Here is a 24,880-nt window from a genome sequence, read left to right as displayed (position 1 = left end):
GCGACCGAGGCGAAACTGTCGGATCGTCACCGTCGCGAAGGGGTGGTTTCTGTCGGTGCCGGGCCGCCGGCGGGTGGTGGGTTGCGCGCGCAGTTCCCCGCGCCCCTTTCGGGGTGGGCCCGTACGTGCGGCTGGCCCCGACTGGCCTCAGGGGCGCGGGGAACTGCGCGACCGGCCACGACGATGCCCGCGCGTCGTCACCGTCCCGAAGGGGCAGTCGCGTCCGTTTCCGGCCCACCGGCCGCCGGCACATACGGGCCCCTAGAGATCACACCGGTCCCAGGAGGGACACATGACCGACGACACCCCCGTCCTCGAAGTCGAGGGCCTCGTCAAGCACTACCGGGGCAGGCCGGGCACCGGCACCGGCACCGGCACCGTCCACGCCGTGAACGGCGTGGACCTCACCATCGGCCGCGGCGAGATCCTCGGCCTCGTCGGCGAGTCCGGCAGCGGCAAGTCCACCATCGGCCGGTGCGTGTCCCGGCTGACCACCCCCACCGCGGGGCGGGTCCGGCTGCTCGGCCGGGACATCTCCACCATGAGCCGCCGCGAGCTGCGCCCGCTGCGCCGGGACGTGCACGTGGTGTTCCAGGACGCCTACTCGTCCCTCAACCCCCGCGTGAAGATCGGCGACATCGTGGCGGGCCCGCTGCGCCAGCACGGCGAGGGCGACGCCCGGGAGCGGCGCGCCCGCGCCGCCGAGATGCTGGAAAGGGTCGGTCTTGGCACCCGCACGGCCACCCGCTACCCGCACGAGCTCTCCGGCGGCCAGCGCCAGCGCGTCGCCCTCGCCCGGGCGCTGATCATGCGGCCCCGCCTGGTGGTGGCCGACGAGCCGGTCTCCGCGCTCGACGTCTCCGTGCAGGCGTCCATCCTGAACCTGCTCCTGGACCTCCGCACCGACCTCGGCTTCTCCTGCCTGTTCATCACGCACGACCTGTCCGTGGTGGAGTTCGTCGGCGACCGGGTCGCCGTGATGTACCTCGGCAGGATCGTGGAGACCGCCACCCGCGAGGAGCTCTTCGCGCACCCCCAGCACCCCTACACCCAGGCCCTGCTGTCCGCGGCGCCCGTGCCCGACCCGGCGACGACCCGGAGCAGGGAACGGGTCGTGCTCCGCGGCGACCTGCCGAGCCAGACGAGCCGGGTCCCCGGGTGCGCGTTCCACACCCGCTGCCCGGTCGCCACGGACCGGTGCCGCACCGACGAACCCGTGCTCACCGGCGTCACCGCACCCGACCACCCGGTGGCCTGCCACCTCGTCACCCCCGAGACCGGCGGCCCCGACATCACCCAGGGAGAAGGCGGCATTGTTCACCACGCGTCCTGAGCTGACCGGCGACTTCGGCATGGTCGCCAGCACCCACTGGCTGGCCTCGGCGACCGGCATGAGCGTGCTGGAGCGGGGCGGCAACGCGGCGGACGCCGCCGTCGCCGCCGGCTTCGTCCTCCAGGTCGTCGAACCGCACCTCAACGGCCCCGGCGGCGAGGTGCCCGTCCTGCTGTGGGACCCGGCTGAGGAGAAGGTGTCGGTGCTGTGCGGCCAGGGCGTGGCGCCCGCCGCCGCCGGCGGGGAGAAGCTGGCCGCGCTGGGCCTCGACCTGGTGCCCGGCACCGGCCTGCTGCCCGCCGTCGTCCCCGGCTCCTTCGGCGCCTGGCTCCTGCTGCTGGAACGCTGGGGCACCTGGTCCCTCGCGGACGTGCTGGCGCCCGCCATCCACTACGCCGACCAGGGCCACCCGCTGCTCGGCCGGGTCTCCGGCGCCCTGGAGACGGTCGCGGAGATGTTCCGCGCCCACTGGCCCACCTCGGCCGAGACCTGGCTGCCCGGCGGGGCGGTGCCCGCGGCCGGCAGCCACTTCACCAACCCGGTGCTGGCCGGCACCTGGCGCCGCCTCGTCGCCGAGGGCGAGGCCGCGGGCGGCTCCCGGGAGAAGCGGATAGCGGCCGCCCGGGACGCCTGGTACCGGGGCTTCGTCGCCGAGGCCATCGGCGGCTACTGCGCCACCGCGGAGGTCATGGACACCTCGGGCCGCCCGCACGGCGGGCTGCTCACCGCGGACGACCTGGCGGCGTGGCGGCCGACCGTGGAGGACCCGGTCACCTACGACTACCACGGGCACACCGTGTGCAAGACGGGACCCTGGGGCCAGGGCCCGGTCTTCCTCCAGCAACTCGCCCTCCTGGAGGACTTCGACCTGGCCGCGATGGGCCCCGGCTCCGCGGACTGGGTGCACACCGTGATCGAGGCGGGCAAGCTCGCCTTCGCGGACCGCGAGGCCTGGTACGGCGACCCGAACCACACCGACGTCCCCCTCGACGACCTGCTCGACCCCGCGTACACGGCCGAGCGGCGCCGCCTGATCGGGGACACCGCGTCCCTGGAGCTGCGCCCCGGCGCGCCCGGCGGCCGGGCGCCCCGGCTGCCCCGCTACCCGGACGGACCCGGTGCGCCCGGCGCGGCCGCCGGTGACGGCGTCGTCGGCAGCACCGGCGCCGGTGAGCCGACCGTCGCCGCGGACCACCGGTCCGGCGCGGGCGAGCCGACCGTCGCCGCCTCCGGCGAGGTGCGCGGCGACACCTGCCACCTGGACGTCGTCGACAGCCGCGGCATGATGATCTCCGCGACGCCCAGCGGCGGCTGGTTCCAGTCCTCGCCCACCGTGCCCGGCCTCGGCTTCTGCCTGAGCACCCGCGGCCAGATGTTCTGGGTCGAGCAGGGCCTGCCCAACTCGCTGCGCCCCGGCGCCCGCCCCCGCACCACGCTCACCCCCTCCTTCGCCCTGCGCGACGGCAAACCGTGGCTGGCGTTCGGCACACCGGGCGGCGACTTCCAGGACCAGTGGTCGCTGCACTTCTTCCTGAACGCGGTGCACGGCGGGATGAACCTCCAGGAGGCCGTCGACGCACCGGAGTTCCTCACCAAGGCCGTACCGAACTCCTTCTACCCGCGCGACACCCACCCCGGCCACCTCCTCCTGGAGGACCGCTTCGACCCGGCCGTGGTCGCCGAGCTGCGCCGCCGCGGACACCGCGTGGAGACCGGCGACGCCTGGTCGCTGGGCCACGTCAGCGCGGTGGCCCGCGAGGACGGCTGGCTGCGGGCCGCGGCCAACCCCCGCGGCAACCAGGGCTACGCGGTGGGCAGGTGAACGGGAACATGATCACAGCCGAATACACCCTGCCCGGTATCCACGTGCGCGACCACGTGGTGCCCGTCCCGCTCGACTGGTCCGAGGCCACCGGCACCGCCGCGGGGAACCCCGCCTGGGCCCCCGCGGGGAACCCGGCCGGCACGCCCGCGCCGGCCCACGCGGGCGGCGGCCGGGAGCTCTCCCTCTTCGCCCGCGAACTGGTCGACCCGGCCCGCCGGGACGAGGACCTGCCCTGCCTGCTCTACCTCCAGGGCGGCCCCGGCGGAAAGTCCCCCAGGCCGCTCGGCCCCACAGCCGGCGGCTGGATCGGCCCGGCGCTGAAGGACTTCCGGGTGGTCCTGCTCGACCAGCGCGGCACCGGCCGCAGCTCACCCGTCGACGGCCACGTGATGGAGACCTTCGAGTCGGGCGCACAGGGCGCCGACTACCTCTGCCACTTCCGCGCCGACTCCATCGTGGCCGACGCGGAGTACCTGCGGCGCACCGTCTTCGGCGGCCGCCCCTGGGTCACGCTGGGCACGAGCTACGGCGGCTTCCTCACCCTGACGTACCTCTCGCGGGCGCCCGAGGGCCTGGCCGCCTGCCTGGTGGCCGGCGGGCTCGCGGCGATCCACCCGTCCGCCGAGGAGGTCTACCGCCGCACCTATCCCCGGGTCGAGGCCAAGAACCGCGTCTACCAGCGGCGTTACCCGGCGGACGCCGACGTGCTGCACCGCGTGGCCGACCTGCTGGCGGCCGGGGACGTGCGCCTCCCGGACGGCGACGTGCTCACGGTGCGCCGCCTCCAGCTGCTCGGCCTGGACTTCGGCATGAAGCCCGGCTTCGAGCGGGTGCACTGGATACTCGACGAGGCCTTCGCGGACGGGACGCGGGAACGCCTCACGGACACCTTCCTCGGCGCCGTGTGGGCGGCCACGTCGTTCGCCGACCGCCCCCTGTTCACCGTGCTCCAGGAATCCATCTACGGCAGCGGGCCGGGCGCCCCCACGGCGTGGGCCGCCGAACGGGAACGGGCGCGCCACCCGCAGTTCGACCCGTCCGCACGGCCCCTGCTGTTCACCGGCGAGATGATCTACCCCTGGATGTTCGAGGAGATCCGGGCGCTGCGCCCGTTCGCCCCCGCCGCCGAGGAGCTGGCGTCCCGCGAGGGGTGGACCGAGCTGTACGCCCCCGACCGCCTCGCCGCCAACGAGGTGCCGGTCGCCGCGGTCGTCTACCACGACGACATGTACGTGGACGCCGGTCTCCAACTGGACACGGCGGCCGCCGTCGGCAACGTCCACACCTGGATCACCAACGAGTACGAGCACGACGGCCTGTCCCAGGACTCCCGCGTCTTCGCACACCTCCTGGCGCACCTCCGGGACGAGGGCCACCTCCCGCGCTAGGACTGCGCCAGGACAGCACGGCCAGGTCCTGTCGCCGCCGCCCCCGGCGCCCCGCACCGCCGGGGCGGCGGGGGAGACGCACGTCACACACGCACTCCTGTCACATTCCGCCGAGTCGTTTCGTCAGGTTGGTGTAACCACCGGCAGCGGCGAAGGACAGGGAGTTCACCATGGACGCACGCTTGAACCTCTTCGGTAACCCGGTCGGAGCCACGTTCCTGCGGCACATCAACTCGGCGGGCAGGCCGCTTACGGATTCGACGCTTCCGGCCGCGACCCAGGAACTGGTGAAGATCCGCGCCAGCCAGATCAACGGCTGCGGTTTCTGCACCGACATGCACACCAAGGACGCCGCGCAGGCCGGGGAGACCCCGGTGCGCCTGGGCCTGGTCGCTGCCTGGCGGGAGGCCACGGTGTTCACCGACGCCGAGCGCGCCGCCCTGGAGCTGGCGGAGCAGGGCACCCGCCTCGCCGACGCGGCCGGCGGCGTCACGGACGAGGCCTGGGCGAACGCCGCCAAGCACTACGACGAGGACCAACTCGCCGCCCTGGTCTCCCTCATCGCCCTCATCAACACCTACAACCGCCTGAACGTCATCGTCCGGCAGCCCGCCGGCGACTACCAGCCCGGCCAGTTCGGCTGACGGCACGGCCGGCTCCTCGGCCGACAGATCGGCCGACAGATCGGCCGACCGTTCGGCTGACGAGGAGTACCCGGCCCGACTACCGCACAACCCGCGCCCACCCGCCCCACCGGACGGGTGGGCGCGCGCGTTCCCGACGGGGACCGCAAGCCGCCGGAGCTGAAGCGATTCCTCCGCTCATATCCCGGGAACCGCACTGTCCCACAGTGCGTTACCTCAGAACCGACTCCGCCCCGGAGGAGCCATGAGCAGACGGAGGCCACGCCCCCGAGCCCGTCGTCCCAGGGGCAGCCCGGACCGGCCCGCCCCGAAGGCGAACGTGCCTGTCGGCGAGAGCGCGCACGCGAGCGCCACCGCGCGTGCCACGGTGAACGCCGAAACGCCCGCGCCCGCGCCTGCGGATGCGCCCGTGCCCGCGTCCGTGTCCATGCCCGCGCCCGCGCCCGCGTCCACCACGGAAGGCCCGCTCTCCCGTTGGCTGCTCCCGCTCGCGTTCGTCGCCGCGATCCTCTTCGCCCTCTCCTCCTACCTCTGGAACGACTGGAGCACCCCCGAAGAGCGCGCCACCTACGGCACCGCCAGCCTCACCGTCGCCGGCGTCCTGCTGGGCATGCTGGTGGGCAAGGCCACGAACCTCACCGTCGGGTTCGTGGCCTCTCTCGTCCTCGCCCTGGCCCTCGTCTTCACCGCCGGCGGCCTGGCCGTCGCCTACTGGCGGAACCACCAGCCCATCGACGTGACCGACAAGGTCGTCCTCTCCGGTGGCGCGCACACCGTCACCGCCGGCCCCGGGGACGTCTTCGACGTCGTCGTGCCGCTCCCCGACGAGCGCGACACCCTGACGCTGACCTTCAGCGGGACGGATCTCGACCCGGACACCGGCTCGGACTGCGTCCCGGGCAGCAGTCTCACCCTCACGGGGCCCCCTCTCGCGGACGAGGTGGGTGTCCGGCTGGGCCGGAGCGTGTCCGTGCCGATCAGCCGGCGGCACGACACGGTACGGCTCCACGCCGAACTGGACACGGGCCCCGAGTGCCGGGTCCGCATCACCCCCGACCGCGTGGTCATCGACTCCTGACACCGCGGTCACCGGCTCCCGACAGTCCGAACCCGTACGCACCACTCGGATCCGAGCGAAGGAACAGCCGATGCAGCCCATGCCCTTCCTGACGCGCACGCGCCTCACCCCCTTGCTCCTCACCGCGTCCGCCGTGGCGTTCTGCGGCTGCGGCCCCACGTCGGAAGACCCGCCGGAGCCGGCCACGTCCACCGCCTCCGCGGCACCGGCCCCGGCGCCGGTGCCGAGCCGGAGCGGCCGGGTCTTCCCCAGGACGCTCGACATCGGCGTCAAGATCGAGCAGCCGGGCTTCAACGTGTTCGACCCGGCGGAGCACGCGTACGCCGGGTTCGAGAAGGAACTGGCCGACTACCTCGCCCAGAACCTCGGATTCCGGGCCGACTTCGAGGACGTGCCGTCGGAGGAACGCGAGGACAGCATCCTGCACGGCTCCGTCGACATGGTGATCGCGACCTACACCATCACGGACGAACGCCTCAGGAAGATCGACTTCGCGGGACCCTACCTCCAGACGAGGCAGGGCCTGCTGGTGCGGGACGACGACACGAGGATCAGGACGAGAAAGGACACGGTGGGCAGGTACGTCTGCACCGTGCGGGGCTCGACATCCAAGCCCGGCAAGGACAATCCGCTGGACAGCGGGGCGCACATCACCACGGAGAAGGACTACAACGCCTGCGTCAAGGCGCTCAGGGACGGCAACGTGGACGCTGTCTGGACGGATCTCGCGATCCTCTACGGCTTCACCGAGATCTACAAGGACGTCCGTGTGGTGGACAAGATCAAGGTCGGAAAGGTCCAGATGTACGGCATCGGTCTGCCCAAGCACCACAGGGAGCAGTGCCTCCGGCTGGCGGACCGGCTCAAGCAGTTCCTGAAGACGGAGTGGTACCCCACCTTCAAGCCCCGCTTCACCCGCCTCACCGAGGCCGACCCCAAGTTCGAGACGTCCTACAAGCCACAGGAGGCCGACATCGACCGGTACACCCGGTGCACGCCCTAGCCGTGCGGCTCCAGGGGAGGGGGCGCGGGGTGGGGTTCGCGGGGCGCGGGGTGCGCCGCGGGGCGCGTGGTCAGGTCCGGGGCCCGGTGAACGGGCCGTCCGCGGCGAAGGCCAGGGCGGCGAAGCGCTCGCCCATGCGGCGGTGCGTGGCGGCGTCCGGGTGGATGCCGTCGGGCAGCGGCAGCTCGGCGGAGTCGGCCTCGCCGTACAGGTCGCGGCCGTCCAGGTAGTGCAGGTTGGGGTCCTCGGCTGCCCGCCCCGCCACGATCCGGGCCAGCTCGTCCCGGATGACGGTGAGGGTCAGTTTCCCGCTCGCGCGCTCCGCGGGGTCGCCCATGGCCCGGAACCGCAGCTTCCCGGCGCCGACGTCGCCGAAGTCCGGGGCGGCCGGCCCGGGCGTGTCCTCGTGGACGGGGCACAGGATCGGCGAGACGACCAGCAGCGGCGTCGTGGGCCGGCCCTCGCGGATGGTGTCGAGGAACCCGTGCACGGCCGGGGTGAAGGCGCGCAGCCGCATCACGTCGGCGTTGACGATATTGATCCCGATCTTGACGCTGATCAGGTCGGCGGGGGTGTCCCGCAGGGCGCGGGCCGTGAACGGGTCCAGCAGGGCGCCGCCGCCCAGGCCGAGGTTGACCAGCTCCACACCGCCGAGGGAGGCGGCCACGGCCGGCCACGTCCCGGTGGGGCTGGTGGCGTCCGAGCCGTGGCTGATCGAGCTGCCGTGGTGCAGCCACACCCGCCGGCCCGCCGGCGGCAGCGGCTCGACGGGGGCGTCGGTGCGCAGGGCGATCAGCTCGGTGGTCTCGTTGTGCGGCAGCCAGATCTCGACGTCCTTGACGCGGCCGGGCAGGTCCGTGAAGCGGGCGGTGCCGGCCGGTCCCGGTTCCGTACCGGCGGTTCCGGCGGCCATGTCGATGGTGACGGTGTTGCCGCCGGGCACGAAGGTCCGTCCCGCGGGCCGGCCGTCGACGAGCAGGTCGTACAGGCCGTCCGGGCGCGGCGGGACGCCCACGTAGACCCGCTTGGTGGGCAGGGTGTCCAGTTCGACGACGGTGGCCCGGGTGCGGAAGGCCAGCCGCACGCCGGAGGGCTGGGACTCCGCCATGGCGAGCTGGGGGTCCGCGTACTGGGCGCGGGCCCGGGCGGGCAGCCGGTGCGGCAGCACGCCGTGCGCGGTGCGCTCCAGGTCGAGGGCGCCGCGCAGCAGGTCCGCGGTGATGGGCGTGGTGATCCAGTCGTGCTCGGTGTGCATGGTCTCAGCCTGTCGGTGGGTGTGTCGGTGTCACGGCGCGGGCCAGGTGCGCAGCAGCGCGTCGAGGGCGTCCACGATCCGCGTCCAGCTCTCCTCCGTGTCCGGGGCGCTGTGGCTGAACGCTCCCGCCGTCTCCAGGGAGACGTAGCCGTGGAAGACGCTGCCGAGCAGCCGGACCGCGTGCGTCTGGTCCGGCTCCGCCAGGTCGTAGCCGCGCAGGATGGCCCGCGTCATCTGTGCGTGTCGGACGCCGGCGCTGGCTGCGGCCGTCTGGGGGCTGAGCCTGAGCCGCGTCGCGGCGTACCGTCCGGGGTGCTCCCGGGCGTAGTCGCGGTAGACGTCCGCGAAGGCGGCCAGGGCGTCCTTGCCGGCCCGCCCCGCCAGGGCGTCGGCGGCCCGGTCGGCGAGTTCCTCCAGCGCGAGCAGCGCGATCCGCGTCCTGAGGTCCTGGGAGTTCTTCAGGTGCGAGTAGAGGCTGGCGACCTTGACGTCGAACCGCCTGGCCAGCGCCGAGACGGTCACCTGGTCGAAGCCGACCTCGTCGGCCAGCTCGGCCCCCGCCCGCGTCAGACGTTCCGCGGTCAGCCCCGCACGCGCCATGCCCCTCCTCCTTACGCTGTAGGAATGTGCCTAATAGCTTTAGGCAAATACCATACACGTATACCAGGTGCCGGGCACAGAAGAACGCGGCCACCGGCATGCTGCCGGTGGCCGCGTGGGCCGCGTGGGACGAGTCCGTCGGCGTCCGTCGCGTCCGTCGCGTCCGTGGGACCCGAAAGGGATCGTCAGGAGGTGAGGAGGACCGTACGGATGTTGGCCTTGCTCTGGTTCTGGTAGGCCTGCTCGGCGTCCTCCAGCGGGAAGGTCTCGACGATCGGGCGTACCCCCTTCAGGACCGCGAAGTTCAGCGTGTCCTCGCTGTCCTGCGCGACGCCGCTGTACCAGCCGGAGACGCTCAGCCGGTCGTCCGCGAGGGCGTGGCCGGTCACCCGGATCGGGTCCTGGCCCTCCAGCACGATCAGGCGTCCGTTCGGCCGAAGGCCCTTGACCAGGTCGGACTGGAGCTCGGCGCGGGAGACCGTGGCCAGGATGACCGCGGCGCCGCCCAGCTCGCGCAGCGCCTCGCCGGCGCTGCCCTCGTTGCTGTCGATGTACTCGTTCGCGCCGAGCCGGCGGGCCAGCTCCTCCTTGCCGCGCCCGCGGTTGATCGCGACCGTGCGGAAGCCCATCTTGTCGGCGAACTGGACGGCCAGGTGCCCGACCCCGCCGACGCCCTGGATCGCGACCGTGTCGCCGGGGCCCGCGCCCGAGTGCCGCAGGGCGTTGAACGCGGTGATGCCGGCACACATCAGCGGAGCGGCCTCCTCGAACGAGAGGCCGTCCGGTATGCGGGCGACCGCGTCCTGCGGTGCCACCATGTACTCGGCGTAGCCGCCGTCGTACGAGGTGCCGACGATCGTCCGCTCGACGCAGTTGGTGAAGTCGCCGCGCCGGCAGAACTCGCAGGTGAAGTCGCTGCCGCCGGACCAGCCGACGCCGACCCGGTCGCCGACCTGCCAGGTCCGCACGCCCTCGCCGACCGCGTCGACGACGCCCGCGATCTCGTGGCCGGGCACCCGCGGCAGCACCGTGCCGAACAGGCCGTTGCGCGGGATCGCGTCGCCGCCGCAGATCCCGCACGCGTGCACCTTCACGCGCACCTGGCCGGGCTTCGGCTCCGGTACCGGGATGTCGGTCATCACGAAGGGGCCGCCGGCCTCCTGGACCTGGGCGGCACGCATGGTCGCTGTCATGTTCTCCTGCTCTCTCAGTGCATGCCGCCGTCGGCTACGAGCTGCTGTCCGGTGATCAGCGCGGCCTCGTCGCTCGCGAGGAACGCCGTGACGGCCGCCACGTCCTGCGGTGTGCCGAGCCGTCCGATCGGCACCATCTCGATCAGGCTCTGCTTGTACGCGTCGTTGGCGGGGTCACTGAAGATGCCCGCGCCGTCGATCGGTCCGGGCACCACCGTGTTGACGGTGATGCCCCGGGGGCCGAGTTCCAGCGCCATGACGCGGGCGAGATAGCCCGTGGCGACCTTGCTGGTGCCGTAGAGGCCGACGCCCACCTGGGGAACGGTCGTCGTGTTGGACGAGATCGTGATGATCCGGCCGCCCTCGGCGACCCGCCGGGCGGCCTCGCGCAGCACGAAGTACGGGCCCTTGGTGTTGACCCGGAACAGCAGGTCGAAGTCCTCCTCGGTGACCTCGGCGACCGGCACGTTCACCTTCTCCATGCCGGCGTTGGCCACCACGACGTCGATCCGGCCGAACTCGGTGACCGCCGCGTCGTACAGCCGCTGGATCTCCTCCACCCGGGACACGTCGGCCCGGACGGCGATCGCCCGGACGCCCTCCGCTTCGGCGGCCTTTTGAACTTCTGCGGCGGCTGCCTCGTCTCTGGAGTAGTTGACGACGACGTTCGCACCCTGCGCTGCCAGGCGCAGCAGGATCGCGCGGCCCAGACCCTTGGAGGATCCGGTGACCAGCGCGGTCTTCCCCTTCAGTGACATACCCTCTCCAAACGGATGGTTGGACTTATGGTCAGACGAAACTCACCGGTAGGGGAAACAGAGACTTATTGGGGGGACACAAGTGACCGTTGTGGCCGGATCGGTCGTGGTGGCAGGATCAGTCGGGTGAACCTGAACCTGCGGCTGCTCGACGCCCTCGCCGTGGTCGCCGGAGAGGGCAGCATGACCCGTGCCGCGGGGCTGCTCAACATGACCCAGCAGGCGGTCAGCGGGCAGATCCGGCAACTGGAGCGGATCGTGGGGACACCGCTGGTACGCCGGCTGCCGTCCGGCGTGGAACTCACCGAAGCCGGGCATGTCGTGCTGAAACAGGGCGCGGCGTTGCTCACGGCGGCAGAGGTCATGGTCAGCGAGGCGCGGGTGGTCGGCTCTGGCCGCCCCGGCCCGCTGCGGATCGCCTTCAAGGCGCAGAGCACCGCGCACTTCATGCCGGAGATCGAGGCCGCGCTGCGCCGCGACGCGCCGGACCTGGAGGTCAGGCCGGTCGCCGTGCACACGCTGCCGGACGAGATCGAGGCCCTGGTCGACGGCACGGCCGACGCGGCGTTCCTGTGGCTGCCGATCGGCGACGACCCGCGTTTCGTCATCCACCCGCTGATCGACGAGCCGCGCTGGGTCGCGCTCCCGCCCGGGCACCCGCTCGCCACCCGCTCGTCCCTGACCGTCGCCGACCTCGCCACCGAGCCGGTCGTGGGCCCGCGCGACGGCATGCCGGAGGCGGTCGTCCGCTTCTGGTTCATCGACCCGCGCCCGGACGGCACCCGCGCGGTCTACGGCCCCCAGGGCCGCACGCCCGAGGAGTGCCTGCACCTCGTCGCCGCCGGCCACGGCTGCTGGATCGCCCCGTCGTCGACGGTCGCCTACTTCCCGTACCCCCGCCTGACCTGGCTCCCGCTGGAGGACGCGGAACCCCTCCGCCTCGCCCTCATCTGGCCCCGGCAGAGCACGCACCCCCTGCTCCACCTGCTGCTCCAGGAGAGCCGGAGGGTGGTGCGGCCTTCGCTGCCGGTGCGCTCGTGAGGCACGGGCGGCCGGTCCGGTCCCGGCCGCCCGTGCTGCCGCGGGCCCGGCTTCACACGCTTCGCCAGGCTGGACGCGCCCTCAGCCGGCGGCAGCGGTACCGGCGTCCGGCGCGTGGCGGACGCCCCACCGCGCGCGCTCGACGACACCGTTCGGCGTTGCCGAAACCTTTTCCCGCCGCGATCGGCGGACTGCCTGCCGTCCGCTATCCCCTCAGCCGGGTCGCGATCCGCGTGGCCTCGTCGGCGTCCAGGGGATAGGGGCTGCCGTACAGCAGCGGGCCGGTGATGACGGCCGGGCCGGTGACCGGCGGCGAACCGTGCTCGGCGGCGAGCCGGCTCGCCACGGCGTTGGGCTGGCCCGGCCGGGGCCGGCCGGGGCTCTCCTCGGCGTGCCACAGGGTCAGGTCGGTGCCGAGCTTGGTGGACCGTATGTGCTCCGAGCGCAGCAGGCGGGCCACCTCCTGTACGAGGTCCATCCCGAACGAGGCCGTCGCCACCTGCCGGACGCCGTTGTCGGTCACGAGCAGCAGCCCGGATGTGCCGCCGGTTGCCTCGCCGGTCGCCTTGCGGCGTTTGAAAAATGCCATGCCGAATCGTATGGGCGTGATCGCGTCACCGCTACGGCAGGACCGCACCCATCTCCCTCGCCGGGCCGCTTCGATGGAGCTGTTCCTGTCTCTGTCGCCACCTGAACGTGTGGCAGGACGGTATCCGGGCCGGTCGGCGGCCATGGGCGTGCTGGGCTGGTTGCCGTGAGCGAGCGCAAGCCCCGCACGACTTCCCGTCGGCCGGCGCGGTGAAGTACTACTTCTACACCTGGCGCGATGACGGTACCGACCAGACCATTCACGACCTGCTGCCCTGGCAGGTGCGTGAGAAGGTGCGTCGGAAGGCGGACCCGAGCCTGGTGGTGCTCGACACCAGAGCGTGCACGTGGCGGCCGGGGTGCCCGCGCGGACGACGGGGCGTGATGCGGCAAAAAGGGGTACCGGGCCGCAAGCGCGGCCTGGTCGTTGACGTGTTGGGCCCCGGATGTGCCGCCACGGGGAGGTGGCGGCACATCCGACAGGCGGGCCGCCGGCTCAGGCCGGTGTGAGCGGCCATTGCTGGTTGGCGCCGTTGTTGGCGGTCCACTGCACGACGGCGGCTCCGTCGTTCGTCGACTGGCCGTGCACATCGGCCGCCAGGCCGCTGTCGTGGCTGACGGTGGTGAAGTACCCGTCGCCGGTGGGCCGCAGGTACCACTGCTGGTTGGTGCCGCCGGTGGCGGTCCACTGCTGGAGCTGGAGACCTGCGGTCGAGGAGAAGCCGTTGACGTCGAGCACCTTGCCGGTGGGGTTGTAGCGCAGGGTGAAGGCGCTGCCCGAGGCGCTGAGGGTCCAGGTCCCGCCGCCGGTCTGCTGGACGGCCTTGGCGCCGTCGGCGGTGGAGTTGCCGGCGGTGGCCAGCGGCTTGCCGCTGTTGCGGTTGACGAGCCGTTAGGTGCCCGGCGCGGGGCTCGTGGAGCTGCCCAGGGTGAAGTACTCGACCGCGTCGCTGAACACGGTCGTCCCGGCTTTGCTGGTGGACAGGACGAGGTAGACCCGAGAGCCCCTGGACGGCGCGGTGAACGACACGGTCTGCGTCGCCTTCGAGCCGAGCGGGACGGTGAGGGTGGTGTTCCCGGAGGCGATCACCGGGCCGGTGGCGCTGTTGAGGTGGGCGCTCCAGGCGAAGCCCACGGCGGTGCCGGTGAAGTCGTCGTTGAACACCGAGATCGTACGGTTCACGGTGCTGTTGGCGGCGTATCCGGGGACCGCTTGCGGGAGCGGGAAGGTGCCGTTGGAGTCCGACACACCGGAGGCCGACCAGTAGGGCAGGTCGATCGCGGCGACCGGGTTGAACGCGGCCTGGACGCGCTGGATCTGCGGATTGCTCCACGGGTCGGAGAGGTTGTCGGCGCCGTAGACGGGGTGGCCGCCCTCTTCGGGGGTGAAGTCGGTGGTGCGGACGCCGGGTATGACGCCCGCCCAGGCGGACAGCAGGGTGTAGGGGCGCAAGTCGCTGGCGTCCTTGCCGCGCTTGGCCACCATCGTGGTGGCGAACCACTCGAAGCCCTGCTTGGTGTTGCACTTCGGCCAGATGTACTCGCCCTCGCCGTCGGGCCGGCCGGGCACCGACACGACCTTCTCGCCGTAGGCGCCGAAACCGTCCAAGTAGTGCCCGAAGACGTCGAAGTTGGCGTACGTCATGGTGGGGTAGGGGTTGGCCGGAGCGCCGACCCACGCGTCGACGCTGACCGGCCGGGTGCCGTCGTTGCCGTTCATCGCCGCGTACAGGTCCTTCTCAAACTGCTCCGAGTCCATACCGCTGCTGCCGGGCTCGTTGCTCTGGCTCCAGCGGATCACGGCCGGGTGGTTGCGGTCGCGCAGGGTCAGCGCGCGGGCGTGGTCGACCATGTTGTCGTGCCCGGCGACGAAGTCCTGAAGGCTGTTGGAGCCGCGGATGCCGGTCTCGTCGATGATCATCAGGCCCATCTCGTCGGCCACGTCGAGCATGTAGGGGCTGGCCGGCTCCTGATGAATGCGGACCACGTTGTAGTTCAGCCGCTGGTAGTTGTCGACCGCCTGCGGCCAGCCGCCGTTGCCCGAGGAGGGCGGGAGGAAGCCGGGCAGGGTGTCGTAGGCGTCGCCCTTGCCGCCGTTGTTGATGCGGTCGAAGTCCGCGCCCTGGAGGTTGTCGCCGCGGAAGTTCACCCGCACGCCGTTGAGGTAGTAGTACTCGCCGTTCTGGCTGCTCTCCCGGAATCCGAAGCGGTAGGTCGCGTCGCTGGTGCGGCCGTCGTCGGTCGCCGCGTGGACCGTCAGGCGGTGCAGTTGGGCGCGATACCCCTGCCGGTAGGGGACGTTGGGCCACCAGTACGAGGAGGAGCCCAGGTTCCACGTCACCGGCCCGACCGTCACCTTGGCCGTCGAATGGGCGGCCACGGTCACCGTGCGGCTGGGCAGCGCCGGGTAGTTGAACGACGCGCCGTTGTCCGATGCGAGCGAACCGGCCAGCGTCACCTTCCGCGCGGCGCCGGAGGTGTTGGTCACCGACACGTCGTAGGTGAGGGTCTGCTTGGCCACGGACGTACGGACGAACGTGTCGCTGACGTACACCGCCGGATACACGCGCAGGAACGCCGAACGGAAGATGCCCTGCGGTACGGCCTCGGCCCAGTCGGCCGCGTCGGGAATCAGGTACCTGCCGTTCGCGGGGTTCTTCAGGGCGCCCCTGCCCTTCACATCGACTGTGATGGTGTGCGTGGTACCGGGTGCCGCGTACGCGCTGATGTCGAAGTTCGACGGTGTGAAGGCGGTGGTCCTGGTCGCCACCGTCCGCCCGTCGACCGACAGGGTCGCCTGGTGGTTCACCGCGCCGAACTCGATCCACGTGGACTGCGGCTGCCCGGAGTCCGGCACGGTGATGGTGCGGGAGTACACCGCCTCGTTCACATCGGTGAAGCCCTGCTTGTACCAGCCGCCGCCGGGCACCGTGATCGACGTCGCCGACCGGCCCGCCGGGGTGAAGCCCCACGTGCCGGCCAGGTCGACCGAGGCGATCGCGGCGTTGCCCGCGGTGAAGCCGTCGACGTCCGCCGCCGACGCGGCGGGGACGGCCGCCGTGGACGCCGTGGGTCTCGGACCGGCCGCCGTGGCCGGGTGCATGCCCACTACAGCGGTGAGCAGCACCGCGGCGGCCGCTGTCACCGGCCTGAAGCGTCGACGGCTCCACAGCCGAATGTGTTGTCGCATGACGCGAGCTCCTTCGTTGAAGGGTGGGGAACCGTTGCTTTCTTCGTGCTGTTCGCGGTGCGACCTGGCCGAGGTGCGCGCCCGAGGTCGATGAGGGTGTTGTCGGAGTCCGGGACGTCGCACGGCACGGGGCAGGCGGTCGGGGTCGAGCGTTCAGGGAACCTTGACCCGCCAGGTGACCCGACCACGGGGTGACCTGATGGTCACCGGAAGGAACGTGGCCGGCGATGGCGTTGTGCCGGCCGGGGAGCAGGGTCCGGCCGGCCGCGGGGCCGTCGGGCCACGGGGTCATCGGTGCGACCGAGGTGCGGCTGCCAGGGGCGGCGAAGGTACTCGTCAGAACGCGGGCCGCCGCCGGCGACACGACACGCCCGCGGCCCCGACACCATCCCGCCACACCGAACACAGCCGTCGCCTGCCATTAGCTACTCCACTACGTTGTGGCGCCCGCCGGCCGGAGCTGGACGAGCTGGTGGCTCATGATGTGTCTGACTCATCAGTGGGACCAATCTGGCCGGTCAAGCGTCAGGCGACAACGCAAGCCGGTTTCAACCTCCGTAGCCCTGCGGCCATTCCGACTCCCCATGACAGCGCTCGGCCCTGCTGGACGTCAAGGGCAAGGGATCTGCCTATTTCAAGATCTTCGCCGCTGCAGACCCATCGGAGTCCAGGGGGCGGCTGATTTGCCTTAAATGAACCAACGGAGGCGCCAGATGAGTACGACTCATCGCCGCTTGACGCTCGGCATGAGTGGACGTTGCTGTCGGTCTGAGTACTACGATCGGGCCCGCGTGCCCGGCAACGCGGCCCGCACGACCGGGAGGTTGGTGCCAGATCTTCCGCGCCCCACCGGCGCTCGGCGTAGTCGTGGGCCTCGTAGGCGGGTGGGGCTCGAAGCCAGCCTGCTTCAGCAGTTCGACGTCGACGTCCCGGGGGGCCAGTGGGACGTTCACTATGACGGCGGCGACAACAGGTACTTCACCATCGCTCAACTCAACGGCTCCGAGACCACGCGGGCGGTGGTCTCGGTGGACAGGGTCTACGTGGATACAACGAAGGCCGACTGAGCGTCTTGGTGGTCGTGACGTGATCCAGGCCGGGAGGCGCCACGTGTGCCTCCCGGCCCTGCCCCTGTTCGAGAACGGTGTCTGACTGTTGAATCTCCGAGCCCGCTTACGTACCACTCCGGCTCTGTGGACCGCGCCCTTGTGGGCTGGCCTGGTCGTCTTCTACTTCTTTCACGCCCTCCACCTTGAAGACCCGTACGACGAGGTCATCGCGGGTCCCCTGTGGGCGCCTCAGCAAGTGGCGGAGTCCCTGTTCTACTTTTATGCCTTCGCCTATGCCATCACCTGCGGCCTCGCCGTGTGGGAGAGCGGGCGGCTCAAACGTGACGACGTGTGGGCACTGGCTCCGGGACGCTCTCGGTTCCGGGTCGCCACCGACGCCCTCGCCCCGGTGGTCGTTGCCGGGTGGCTGATCCTCGTCCTGCCAGTCGTGATGCGCCTGATCGAAACGCGCCTGGTCCCCACACCACAAGCGCTCGCGCCTCTCCTGCTCGGCATGGGACTGGTGGTCGCGTGGGCCGTGATCGGCTGTGCCCTCGGCCACCTCACGCCACGGCTGATCTCCGCGCCGCTGTCCGCCGTCTTCCTTTATTACCTGATCACGAAGACAGGTCAGGTGGAGCCGGTGTGGCTGCGCCATGTGGCCGGCGCCCCGGACACGTCCGTGGACTTCGGTGAGCAGTACAAGGCGCTCACTCTCCTCGTCCCGTTCCTGTTCACCGCAGTCGCCGCAGGGGCCGTGGCCGTGTGCTGGCTGCCGGCCGCACGTATGGCGCGGCGCGGTGTCCGTGTGGCAGCGGGGACGTCAGCCGTGGTGGTGATGGCCCTGTGCGCCCACACCGCCTCCGGCTGGGATTACGGCAACGGGCCGATCAGCGCTGGTCACGCTCCCGCCCGATGCACCGGCACCGCTCCGCGTGCGTGTATCGCGGAGACCGGGGGCGCGGTGGACCGGCTGAAGGAGGTGCGTACTGAGATCACCAGGTCCGTGACGAGGCTTCGCGAGGCCGGGGTGGAGGTCGTCATGCCCCGGACGGTGTCGGACAGCCTCCTCACCGGACGCCGGAAGAAGCCTTCGACTCAGCGCACCTGGTGGCTGCCGCTGTCGCAGCAGGCGGGAAAGAACGGCCAGGGCATGGTCGGGGTCCGCTACGGCGTCCTGCTCACCTCCGTGGAGTTCCCCTGCGCCTTCCCCGCGTCGTTCGCGGCCGGCCAGGGGGCGGACTGGGTGGTCAATCACGACGCGGCCATGCTGTGGGCCGCCCGACTCATCGCCGCCGACAAGCCCTACCTGGCCTGGCGCCGGGGTGAGTACGGCGGCGCCTTCCAGAACGCCGGCCAGGTGATGGCGGAAGTCGAGCAGCGAGCCGCGGACGCTCGCAGTCTCTCGCCGGACGGACAGCGGGCCTGGTTCCGGGCGGAACAGGAAAAGGCGTGCCGCCTCCTCCAGGAGGCCAGGCGGTGACCCTGTGGTTCAAGGTCCGTCGCGTGCAGGCCGTTCTCGCCCCGTCGCTGGCGGCGTTCGTGGTGATCGTTGCCGTAGGGCACGCCCAGTACGTCCAACTGCCGAGTCTGCTCGCTGCCGGGGCGAACCAGGTGTTCCTCATGCAGTTGGCGCCGCTCGTCATCACCTCCACGCTCGCGTACTGCCTTGCCCAGGCGGATCCCGAGGTCGAGGCGACCGCGCTACGCAGGGTGCGTTCCCTGGACGCGGTTCTGATCACTGCCCTGGTCGCGGTGGCTGCCCTGGCGGCCTTCGTCACCGGAGCACTCACCGGCTCGCAGGAGGCGACCATGGCGGGTCGCAATGTCGTGTTCCTCGTCGGACTCATGTTGGTGGCCCGTGCGGTGCACGAGCAGGCGGCCACCGCCCTCCCCGTCGGCTGGGTGTTCGCCGTCATGTTCGTCGGCTACCGCGATTTCCACCGCCCGTGGCCGTGGGCCGTCACCCTCCACCCCGCCGACTACCTGCCCACGCTCTGTTTCTGCCTCCTGGTCTGCGCTGCCGGACTCGCCGTCCACGTCCGCGCCCGCCGTTTCTGAAAGGGCCTGCCATGTCGATCCGCCTGGAGTCCTGCACCTTCGGGTACGGACGCAACAAGCCTCCGATCCTCAACGACCTCACCTACATCGTCCCCGACGGATTCACCGTCCTCCTCGGCCCGAACGGAGCCGGCAAGTCGACGCTGCTGAAGCTGGCAAGCGGCCTGCGCCAACCCCGCTCGGGTTCCGTCCGCCTGGGACGCCTGACGTCCCGCGATTCCGCCTACCTCAAGCAGGTCGCCTGGATGCCGCAGACCATCACTCCCATGACCGGGCTCACAGCCCGTGAACAGGTGGCCTACATCGGCTGGCTGAAGGGCATGGAAAAACCCGACGCCTGGCAGGCGGCGTTCACCGTCCTGGAGCGGGTCGACATGGCGGACCGAGCCGACGTCAGAGCAAAGGAACTCTCAGGCGGCCAGCTCCGCCGCGTCGGCGTTGCCTCCGCTCTCGTCCACGGAGCCGGTGTGCTGCTCCTGGACGAGTCGACCGCGGGCATGGACCCGACCCAACGGCGTGTGTTCCGTGACCTGATCGTCGGCCTCGCCACGGCTGAGGTGCGCGTGTTGATGTCCACCCACGACGTCGCCGACCTCGCGGAGGAGGCCCACCACGTCACCGTTCTCCAGGCGGGCCGGATCGCCTTCACCGGCCCCACCCGGGAGTTCCTTGCTCACGCTCCGCACGAAACTCCCGAGGCACGCCGCGCGGAGGCGGCCTACGCCGCGGTCTCCGGGCGGCTCAGCTCGGCAGGTTCGCCGCGTTCGCCGCGTGCGCGGTGAAGGCCGACCAGGCGGTGGGGGTGACGGTGAGGGGGCGGCGGGTGGTGTCCTTGGAGTCGCGGATGTGGACGGTGGTGGGGTGGAGGGCTACCTCTACGCAGTTGTCGCCGCCTCCGCCGCTGTAGCTGCTCTTGCGCCAGCTCAGGGCGATCTCGACGCAGTTGCCGCCGCCACCACCGCTGTAAGTGCTCTTGAACCAGTGGAGTTCGGTGCTCATAGCGCTCCTCGCATCTGCTCAAGCAGGCTGGCCGTGGCCGCGTGGCTCAGCGCCTGCGAGCGCATCTTCCCATAGCGCTGGAGCATGGCACTCACCCTTTTGGGGTCGGTGATGAGCATGCTGTTGTCGTGTCCCTCGACATAGCCGAGCCACTGGTTCGCAGTGTTCTCGGCAAGGTACTCCTGTCCCTCGAAGCCGGAATGATCCTCCTGCTGCAACGGCATGACTAGGATTTCGACGTTCCGTCGCCTGCCTTGAGCCAGGAGGTTGTCGATGACTTCGCGCGCCACGGACGGCCCACCCAGTCGCCGTTCCAGCACGGCTTGCTCGATCACGAACGAGAACGACGTGTTCGGACGTGTTTCCAGGAGCCGTTGTCGGTCTAGTCGAGCAGCAACGCGCTCGTCGATCTGTTCCTCTCTCAGAGGAGGAAGCTCACGGTCAGAGATGGCCCGCATGTAGGTCTCCGGCTGCAACAGGCCAGGTACCACCCTGCACTCGTACGCGTACAAGGAGATCGCTTCCTCCTCGATCCCCACCCACTGCTGGAACCAGGACGCCAGCCCAGGCCTGCGCCGCAGGCTGCGTACCGCCGCCGCGAGCACCTTGCGCGCCGTGGCACCGAGTACCGGCTCCACCCGCTCGGGCAAATCCTCCGGAGGAAACCGCTTCCCCTGCTCGAACTTGGCGATGTACGCCGTCGAGTACCCCAGCCGCCGCGCCAAGTCCTCCTGTGTCAGGCCCGCTGCCTCCCGAAGCGCCTTCAGGACCGCCCCGAACGTCTTGAGAGAGTCCGAGACTTCGGGTTCGCTGGTCGTACCGTCTCCGCAGTGGTCTGCTGCCATCGCCGCCCCCTTCATACCGAGCACCCCATCGTTACCCGCTGTCACCCCGCCGGTCCAGAGCGTGCACTGATACAACGTGTCCTGTATCGGCGTCGTTCCTGTTGAGGCCCCTGGCCGCCCGGAACGCTGGGCGCATGCCAGTCTCACGGGCCCAAGAGGCCGTTACCGTAAGTGTGTTCGTACAGCGGTTCTCGGCGACGCGCCGTGGCGCGCGGCTCGCGCGCCGGCTCGCCGTGCACCGGCTCGACCGGTGGGGCCTGCCGTACGGCTCCGACGTCTCGGACGCCGTCGCGCTGGTCGTGGCCGAGCTGAGCGCCAACGCCGTGCTGCACGGACGCGTCCCCGGGCGGGACTTCGAGCTGCGGCTGAGCCACGACCGGGCGGCCGGGGTGGTGCGCGTGGAGGTGTCCGACACGCACCCGGGGCGGCCGGAGGAGGCGCTGCGCCCGGCCGCGATGGCCGAGAGCGGGCGCGGCCTGCTGGTGGTCGAGGCCGTCGCCGAGCGCTGGGGCGTGAGCGGGCGGGAGGGGCCGGGCAAGACGATCTGGGCGGAGCTGGCGTGCCGTCCGGGCGGGCACCCCGATGTGACCTAGGGACCGCCGGTCCTCCGGCAGACCGGGCGGGTCCGGCGGCGTCACCAGTGCCCGCCCGACAATGGCGGGAGGCCATTACGGGAGTCGGCCAGGACAGGGGAGTGGAACGCATGGCACCAAGAGCCCACGAGGTGGGGGTTCTCGTCTTCGACGGCATGAAGATGCTCGACCTGTCGGGCCCGGCGGAGGTCTTCAGTGAGGCCAACCGGTTCGGCACCCACTACCGGCTGAGCATCGTCTCGGTGGATGGCGCACCGGTCCGTTCGTCCATCGGCATGCGGGTACCGGTCGACGGGACGGTGTCCGCCGCCGCGGCCTACGACACGCTGCTCGTGGCGGGCGGCGACGTGCTGCCCGGGTCCTACGTCGCCCCGGAGCTGAGCGCCGCCGCGAAAACGCTTGCCGAGGGGGCCGGGCGGGTGGCCTCGGTCTGTACCGGGGCCTTCATCCTGGGAGCGGCCGGTCTGCTGGAGGGCAAGCGTGCCACGACCCACTGGGAGCACACAGCGGTACTGGCCCGCCGCTGCCCCTCGACACGGGTGGAGCCCGACGCGATCTTCGTCAAGGACGGCACCACCTACACCTCGGCGGGGGTCACCGCCGGCATCGACTTGGCCCTTGCCCTGGTGGAGGAGGACCACGGGCCGGACCTGGCGCGGCAGGTCGCCCGCTCATTGGTGGTGTACATGCAACGGGCCGGCGGGCAGTCGCAGTTCTCCGCCTCGCTCCAGGGCCCGGCCCCGCAGACACCCGTACTGCGCCTTGTCCAGACCGCGGTCCAGTCCGATCCGACCGCCGACCACAGCCTGAAGGAGCTGGCCGCGCGGGTGCGGGTCAGCCCGAGACACCTGACGCGGATGTTCCGTGCCGAACTGGACACCACCCCCATGAAGTATGTGGAACTGATCCGCTTCGACATGGCGAAATCCCTGCTCGACGCCGGGCACAACGCCACGGAGGCCGCCGCGCTGTCGGGTTTTCCCAGTTACGAGAGCCTGCGCCGCGCCTTCGCACGCCACCTGGGGCTGTCCCCCACCCGGTACCGGCAACGTTTCGCCACCACCGAGCCCCGCTCCCGCACGGAAGCGGCCGCCCGTGAAACGGCATCCCGGGGCATGGCCGTCTCCTAGTGCCCCTCAGCGGACCCGACGGCCCTGCAAGCCTGTTCCTGCTGGTGGTAGGCAGCGCGGGGAGGGGGTGGGAGGCATATACGGCGGGCCCCGGCCGGTTGGCAGACAGTGCCTTGGTGGCGGCGAGCGCAGGACTGGATCGAGCCCCATCCCACCCGGCCGCGTTTCGCGGGGGATCCGACGTAAGGGCGTAGGGCGAGCGTTGGGTTCCCGCGAGGTTCTCCGGCGGCCGGTGGGGCCCGGGCCCCGGTCGAACGGGCCATCAGCGCCGGGCTTCCCGGGCGCTTCTGATGGGCTTGAGTGGTCCCTCCTCAGTGTGCGCAGGGCAGATGGAGGCGAGGACATGGAGGCGAGGACTGCTTGGACGAGGCTGGTGATGCCGGTTGTGCTGCACCACAGCTCGCGAAGCAGCGTCCTGTAGTTCCCTGCCCGGGGCACGAGGTAGCTCCGCCATCTCCGGGCGCGACCGCCCGCTGGCGTGCTCGCGTCGCTCTGGGGTCCGCAGAATTCAACTCCAGTTCACAGTGTGAAGAGGTCACGGCCCGACGCGTGATGAGTGTGGCGTTCGCGGCGGGCCTGTGAGGGCGTTACGGCGGATCACTGATAAATAGCTTCATATGGTTACATGTGCCTGGCACACGTTTCTTGATGGCTCGCTCACAAGAGATCGCCCAACGGGGTCCTGTAGATGGGTACAGGCGTAGCTGCCCGGCATGCCGGTGCGAGAGTACGCCGACGCGCCACCGCCGAGCCGATGGGCTCGCCTGATCCAGAGGATGACAGCAACGCGATGTCCGATTCCGAGAGGCGTTTGGCCCGGGGTGTACTCACAACCGCTGACTCCATCGCCATTTCCGTCACAGTCCTCGCGCCCGGCATGGCGATGCTACTCAATGTCCCCGGTGTGGCCGCGGTCGCGGGCGGCTCCACACCACTCGCCTTTCTCCTGGGCGGGGTCGCGTGTCTCGCTCTCGCCTTCGTCGTCGTGGGATTCACCCGGCGTATGACGTCGGCCGGTTACGCCTACACCTACGCAAGTCGTACGCTCGGCAGTACCGCTGGGTTCATGGCGGGCTGGCTCTACGCGTTCGGGCTGGTCTGCTTCGTACCCATGACCATGGCGGCGGTGGCCTACCTCGCCTGCGATCTCCTGCACATTCCGATGCACCGGTGGTTCTGGCTGTTCCTCGTCGGGATGGCGTTGCTGTTCTTGATGTCGGTCACCCATGTCAGGGTCACCACGAGGCTCCAGATGCTGGTTGGCCTGGTCACGGTGTTGGTCATCACCATCGTCAACGTCACCGTGACTGCCAAGGGAGGCGCGCAGGGGAACAGCCTGGCCCCCTTCACCTTCGATCACACCGAGAAGGGCGGGTTCTCGGGCGTCTTCTACGGGATCATCCTCGGCGTAACCTCCTACATAGGGTTCGAGACCGCGGCCGACTTCGGTGAGGAGACCGCCAGGCCGCGCCGTTCCGTTCCGATGGCGATCACCGCCTCCATCGTCTTCGCGACCGTGTTCTACCTATGGACCACCTACAGCCTCGCCATCGGTTTCGGAGTGACGAAGGGAAGTGCCTTCGCCACCGACCCCTTTGCTCTGAGGACGATCGCGGGCAGGTACGTGGGCTCATGGCTCGGCACGTCGGTGGAGGTGGGCGCCCTGTTGTCGGCGTTCTTCGTGTGCGTGGGCTGCGCGACGGCCGGCACCCGCACCCTTTACGCGATGGGCCGGGAAGGGGCGCTGCCGAGGTGGCTGGGCACCACCCACCGGAAGTTTCGGACGCCCGTCAACGCCACAGCGATCGTCGCCGTCTTCTCCACCGCGGTGGCCGCAGCGGTCGGTTTCGGTCTGGGCTCGGATGCTCTGGGCGGCCAGCCCACCACCGTGTACTACTTCTTCGCCACGCTCGGCACCCTCGCCGTCATCATCGTCTACGCGGGGCTCTGTGTAGGCGGAGCCGTCTTTTTCCGACGTACGCACCCTGAGTACAGTGTCATCCTGCACCTCGCGCTGCCGACGGCGGGCGTTGTGCTATTCGGCGCCGCCCTGTACGGGTCGGTCTATCCCACTCCGGTTCATCCCCTGAACCTGCCTGTCTACCTGACCGTCGGTTGGCTGGTGTTGGGACTCGTCGTCGTAACCGTGCTGCGGGCCAGAAGGCCCGACGCGGTACACCGCATCGGGTCCATTCTCGGCGAGGAAGGCGGAGAAACCGTGCTGGAGACGGCCCCACCCGCGAGGTGACGCAGTAACAGGTGGAAGCTCCCGGCGGACGGTTGGTCGATAGTGATCAACCTGTCCAC

22 protein-coding genes and 2 pseudogenes are annotated in these 24,880 nt (G+C 70.7%); 15 read left to right on the top strand and 9 right to left on the bottom strand.

Features of this window, described 5'->3' with window-relative positions:
- Positions 1-292: 292 nt before the first annotated feature.
- The 6 genes from ACSMXW_RS12555 to ACSMXW_RS12530 all read left to right on the top strand — a co-directional run bounded on the left by ACSMXW_RS12555 (position 293) and on the right by ACSMXW_RS12530 (position 7,271).
- Positions 293-1,333, top strand: a complete 1,041-nt coding sequence (locus ACSMXW_RS12555) for an ABC transporter ATP-binding protein (RefSeq protein ID WP_485806162.1) — start codon at positions 293-295, stop codon at positions 1,331-1,333.
- Positions 1,314-3,155: a gamma-glutamyltransferase family protein gene (locus ACSMXW_RS12550; RefSeq protein WP_485806160.1), complete on the top strand. Its 1,842-nt coding sequence runs from the start codon at positions 1,314-1,316 to the stop codon at positions 3,153-3,155. The genes ACSMXW_RS12555 and ACSMXW_RS12550 overlap by 20 nt, the downstream gene beginning before the upstream one ends.
- An 8-nt stretch (positions 3,156-3,163) precedes the next feature.
- On the top strand, positions 3,164-4,546 hold the full coding sequence (locus ACSMXW_RS12545; RefSeq protein ID WP_485806159.1) for an alpha/beta fold hydrolase: 1,383 nt from the start codon (positions 3,164-3,166) through the stop codon (positions 4,544-4,546).
- A gap of 170 nt (positions 4,547-4,716) precedes the next feature.
- The gene (locus ACSMXW_RS12540) at positions 4,717-5,190 is read left to right on the top strand and encodes a carboxymuconolactone decarboxylase family protein (RefSeq protein WP_485806157.1); all 474 of its coding nucleotides are present in this window, start codon (positions 4,717-4,719) and stop codon (positions 5,188-5,190) included.
- Positions 5,191-5,599: 409 nt separating this feature from the next.
- Positions 5,600-6,268 (top strand): hypothetical protein, encoded by a 669-nt coding sequence (locus tag ACSMXW_RS12535; protein ID WP_485806155.1) that lies wholly within the window; start codon positions 5,600-5,602, stop codon positions 6,266-6,268.
- Between the two features lie 70 nt (positions 6,269-6,338).
- A complete protein-coding gene (locus ACSMXW_RS12530) occupies positions 6,339-7,271 on the top strand; it encodes a transporter substrate-binding domain-containing protein (protein ID WP_485806154.1) in 933 nt (310 codons plus the stop codon).
- Between the two features lie 70 nt (positions 7,272-7,341).
- Here the strand turns inward: ACSMXW_RS12530 and ACSMXW_RS12525 are convergent, their stop codons facing one another.
- The 4 genes from ACSMXW_RS12525 to ACSMXW_RS12510 all read right to left on the bottom strand — a co-directional run bounded on the left by ACSMXW_RS12525 (position 7,342) and on the right by ACSMXW_RS12510 (position 11,077).
- On the bottom strand, positions 7,342-8,526 hold the full coding sequence (locus ACSMXW_RS12525) for a GDSL-type esterase/lipase family protein (protein WP_485806152.1): 1,185 nt from the start codon (positions 8,524-8,526) through the stop codon (positions 7,342-7,344).
- Between the two features lie 30 nt (positions 8,527-8,556).
- A complete protein-coding gene (locus ACSMXW_RS12520) occupies positions 8,557-9,126 on the bottom strand; it encodes a TetR/AcrR family transcriptional regulator (protein ID WP_485806150.1) in 570 nt (189 codons plus the stop codon).
- A 185-nt stretch (positions 9,127-9,311) separates the two neighbouring features.
- Positions 9,312-10,319 (bottom strand): alcohol dehydrogenase, encoded by a 1,008-nt coding sequence (locus ACSMXW_RS12515; RefSeq protein ID WP_485806149.1) that lies wholly within the window; start codon positions 10,317-10,319, stop codon positions 9,312-9,314.
- Positions 10,320-10,333: 14 nt separating this feature from the next.
- Entirely contained in the window at positions 10,334-11,077 is a 744-nt protein-coding gene (locus ACSMXW_RS12510) for an SDR family NAD(P)-dependent oxidoreductase (RefSeq protein ID WP_485806147.1), read from the bottom strand.
- A 126-nt stretch (positions 11,078-11,203) separates the two neighbouring features.
- Between ACSMXW_RS12510 and ACSMXW_RS12505 the strand changes: the two genes are divergently transcribed.
- Complete coding sequence (locus ACSMXW_RS12505) at positions 11,204-12,118, top strand: LysR family transcriptional regulator (protein WP_485806145.1); 915 nt, start codon at positions 11,204-11,206, stop codon at positions 12,116-12,118.
- A gap of 205 nt (positions 12,119-12,323) precedes the next feature.
- On the opposite strand, the gene ACSMXW_RS12500 is transcribed toward ACSMXW_RS12505, so the two are convergent.
- Entirely contained in the window at positions 12,324-12,707 is a 384-nt protein-coding gene (locus ACSMXW_RS12500) for a hypothetical protein (protein WP_485806143.1), read from the bottom strand.
- Between the two features lie 158 nt (positions 12,708-12,865).
- Between ACSMXW_RS12500 and ACSMXW_RS12495 the strand changes: the two are divergent.
- A pseudogene (locus ACSMXW_RS12495) lies at positions 12,866-13,147 on the top strand (IS5/IS1182 family transposase); the annotation flags it as partial.
- Positions 13,148-13,202: 55 nt separating this feature from the next.
- On the opposite strand, the pseudogene ACSMXW_RS12490 reads toward ACSMXW_RS12495, so the two are convergent.
- A pseudogene (locus tag ACSMXW_RS12490) lies at positions 13,203-13,586 on the bottom strand (RICIN domain-containing protein); the annotation flags it as partial.
- Between the two features lie 12 nt (positions 13,587-13,598).
- A complete protein-coding gene (locus tag ACSMXW_RS12485) occupies positions 13,599-15,896 on the bottom strand; it encodes a glycoside hydrolase family 2 TIM barrel-domain containing protein (RefSeq protein ID WP_485806142.1) in 2,298 nt (765 codons plus the stop codon).
- A gap of 884 nt (positions 15,897-16,780) precedes the next feature.
- Here ACSMXW_RS12485 and ACSMXW_RS12480 point away from each other — a divergent pair.
- The 4 genes from ACSMXW_RS12480 to ACSMXW_RS12465 all read left to right on the top strand — a co-directional run bounded on the left by ACSMXW_RS12480 (position 16,781) and on the right by ACSMXW_RS12465 (position 19,788).
- Positions 16,781-16,963, top strand: a complete 183-nt coding sequence (locus ACSMXW_RS12480) for a hypothetical protein (protein WP_485806140.1) — start codon at positions 16,781-16,783, stop codon at positions 16,961-16,963.
- Positions 16,964-17,102: 139 nt separating this feature from the next.
- Positions 17,103-18,428, top strand: a complete 1,326-nt coding sequence (locus ACSMXW_RS12475) for a hypothetical protein (protein WP_485806138.1) — start codon at positions 17,103-17,105, stop codon at positions 18,426-18,428.
- A complete protein-coding gene (locus ACSMXW_RS12470; RefSeq protein WP_485806136.1) occupies positions 18,425-19,006 on the top strand; it encodes a hypothetical protein in 582 nt (193 codons plus the stop codon). The genes ACSMXW_RS12475 and ACSMXW_RS12470 overlap by 4 nt, the downstream gene beginning before the upstream one ends.
- Positions 19,007-19,017: 11 nt before the next feature.
- Positions 19,018-19,788 (top strand): ABC transporter ATP-binding protein, encoded by a 771-nt coding sequence (locus tag ACSMXW_RS12465; RefSeq protein ID WP_485806134.1) that lies wholly within the window; start codon positions 19,018-19,020, stop codon positions 19,786-19,788.
- Here the strand turns inward: ACSMXW_RS12465 and ACSMXW_RS12460 are convergent.
- Both ACSMXW_RS12460 and ACSMXW_RS12455 read right to left on the bottom strand, forming a co-directional pair.
- Positions 19,748-20,005, bottom strand: a complete 258-nt coding sequence (locus ACSMXW_RS12460; protein ID WP_485806132.1) for a DUF397 domain-containing protein — start codon at positions 20,003-20,005, stop codon at positions 19,748-19,750. The two genes, ACSMXW_RS12465 and ACSMXW_RS12460, sit on opposite strands and share 41 nt — an antisense overlap.
- Positions 20,002-20,850, bottom strand: a complete 849-nt coding sequence (locus tag ACSMXW_RS12455) for a helix-turn-helix domain-containing protein (protein WP_485806130.1) — start codon at positions 20,848-20,850, stop codon at positions 20,002-20,004. Before ACSMXW_RS12455 ends, ACSMXW_RS12460 begins: the two co-directional genes overlap by 4 nt.
- Positions 20,851-21,023: 173 nt before the next feature.
- Between ACSMXW_RS12455 and ACSMXW_RS12450 the strand changes: the two genes are divergently transcribed.
- The 3 genes from ACSMXW_RS12450 to ACSMXW_RS12440 all read left to right on the top strand — a co-directional run bounded on the left by ACSMXW_RS12450 (position 21,024) and on the right by ACSMXW_RS12440 (position 24,821).
- Positions 21,024-21,443, top strand: a complete 420-nt coding sequence (locus tag ACSMXW_RS12450) for an ATP-binding protein (RefSeq protein WP_485806128.1) — start codon at positions 21,024-21,026, stop codon at positions 21,441-21,443.
- 110 nt (positions 21,444-21,553) lie between these two features.
- Complete coding sequence (locus ACSMXW_RS12445; protein ID WP_485806126.1) at positions 21,554-22,573, top strand: GlxA family transcriptional regulator; 1,020 nt, start codon at positions 21,554-21,556, stop codon at positions 22,571-22,573.
- A 790-nt stretch (positions 22,574-23,363) separates the two neighbouring features.
- Entirely contained in the window at positions 23,364-24,821 is a 1,458-nt protein-coding gene (locus ACSMXW_RS12440) for an APC family permease (protein WP_485806125.1), read from the top strand.
- Positions 24,822-24,880: the final 59 nt, after the last annotated feature.

The organism is Streptomyces sp. DSM 116793, from assembly GCF_057320905.1.
This window is presented reverse-complemented; position numbering and strand designations above follow the sequence as displayed.

Coding starts and splice junctions, on each gene's coding strand:
- ACSMXW_RS12445 (WP_485806126.1), top strand. CDS start 21,554: ATGGCACCAAGAGCCCACGAGGTGGGGGTTCTCGTCTTCGACGGCATG.
- ACSMXW_RS12530 (WP_485806154.1), top strand. CDS start 6,339: ATGCAGCCCATGCCCTTCCTGACGCGCACGCGCCTCACCCCCTTGCTC.
- ACSMXW_RS12555 (WP_485806162.1), top strand. CDS start 293: ATGACCGACGACACCCCCGTCCTCGAAGTCGAGGGCCTCGTCAAGCAC.
- ACSMXW_RS12510 (WP_485806147.1), bottom strand. CDS start 11,077: ATGTCACTGAAGGGGAAGACCGCGCTGGTCACCGGATCCTCCAAGGGT.
- ACSMXW_RS12455 (WP_485806130.1), bottom strand. CDS start 20,850: ATGGCAGCAGACCACTGCGGAGACGGTACGACCAGCGAACCCGAAGTC.
- ACSMXW_RS12465 (WP_485806134.1), top strand. CDS start 19,018: ATGTCGATCCGCCTGGAGTCCTGCACCTTCGGGTACGGACGCAACAAG.
- ACSMXW_RS12515 (WP_485806149.1), bottom strand. CDS start 10,319: ATGACAGCGACCATGCGTGCCGCCCAGGTCCAGGAGGCCGGCGGCCCC.
- ACSMXW_RS12500 (WP_485806143.1), bottom strand. CDS start 12,707: ATGGCATTTTTCAAACGCCGCAAGGCGACCGGCGAGGCAACCGGCGGC.
- ACSMXW_RS12540 (WP_485806157.1), top strand. CDS start 4,717: ATGGACGCACGCTTGAACCTCTTCGGTAACCCGGTCGGAGCCACGTTC.
- ACSMXW_RS12525 (WP_485806152.1), bottom strand. CDS start 8,526: ATGCACACCGAGCACGACTGGATCACCACGCCCATCACCGCGGACCTG.
- ACSMXW_RS12520 (WP_485806150.1), bottom strand. CDS start 9,126: ATGGCGCGTGCGGGGCTGACCGCGGAACGTCTGACGCGGGCGGGGGCC.
- ACSMXW_RS12545 (WP_485806159.1), top strand. CDS start 3,164: ATGATCACAGCCGAATACACCCTGCCCGGTATCCACGTGCGCGACCAC.
- ACSMXW_RS12440 (WP_485806125.1), top strand. CDS start 23,364: ATGTCCGATTCCGAGAGGCGTTTGGCCCGGGGTGTACTCACAACCGCT.
- ACSMXW_RS12460 (WP_485806132.1), bottom strand. CDS start 20,005: ATGAGCACCGAACTCCACTGGTTCAAGAGCACTTACAGCGGTGGTGGC.
- ACSMXW_RS12485 (WP_485806142.1), bottom strand. CDS start 15,896: ATGCGACAACACATTCGGCTGTGGAGCCGTCGACGCTTCAGGCCGGTG.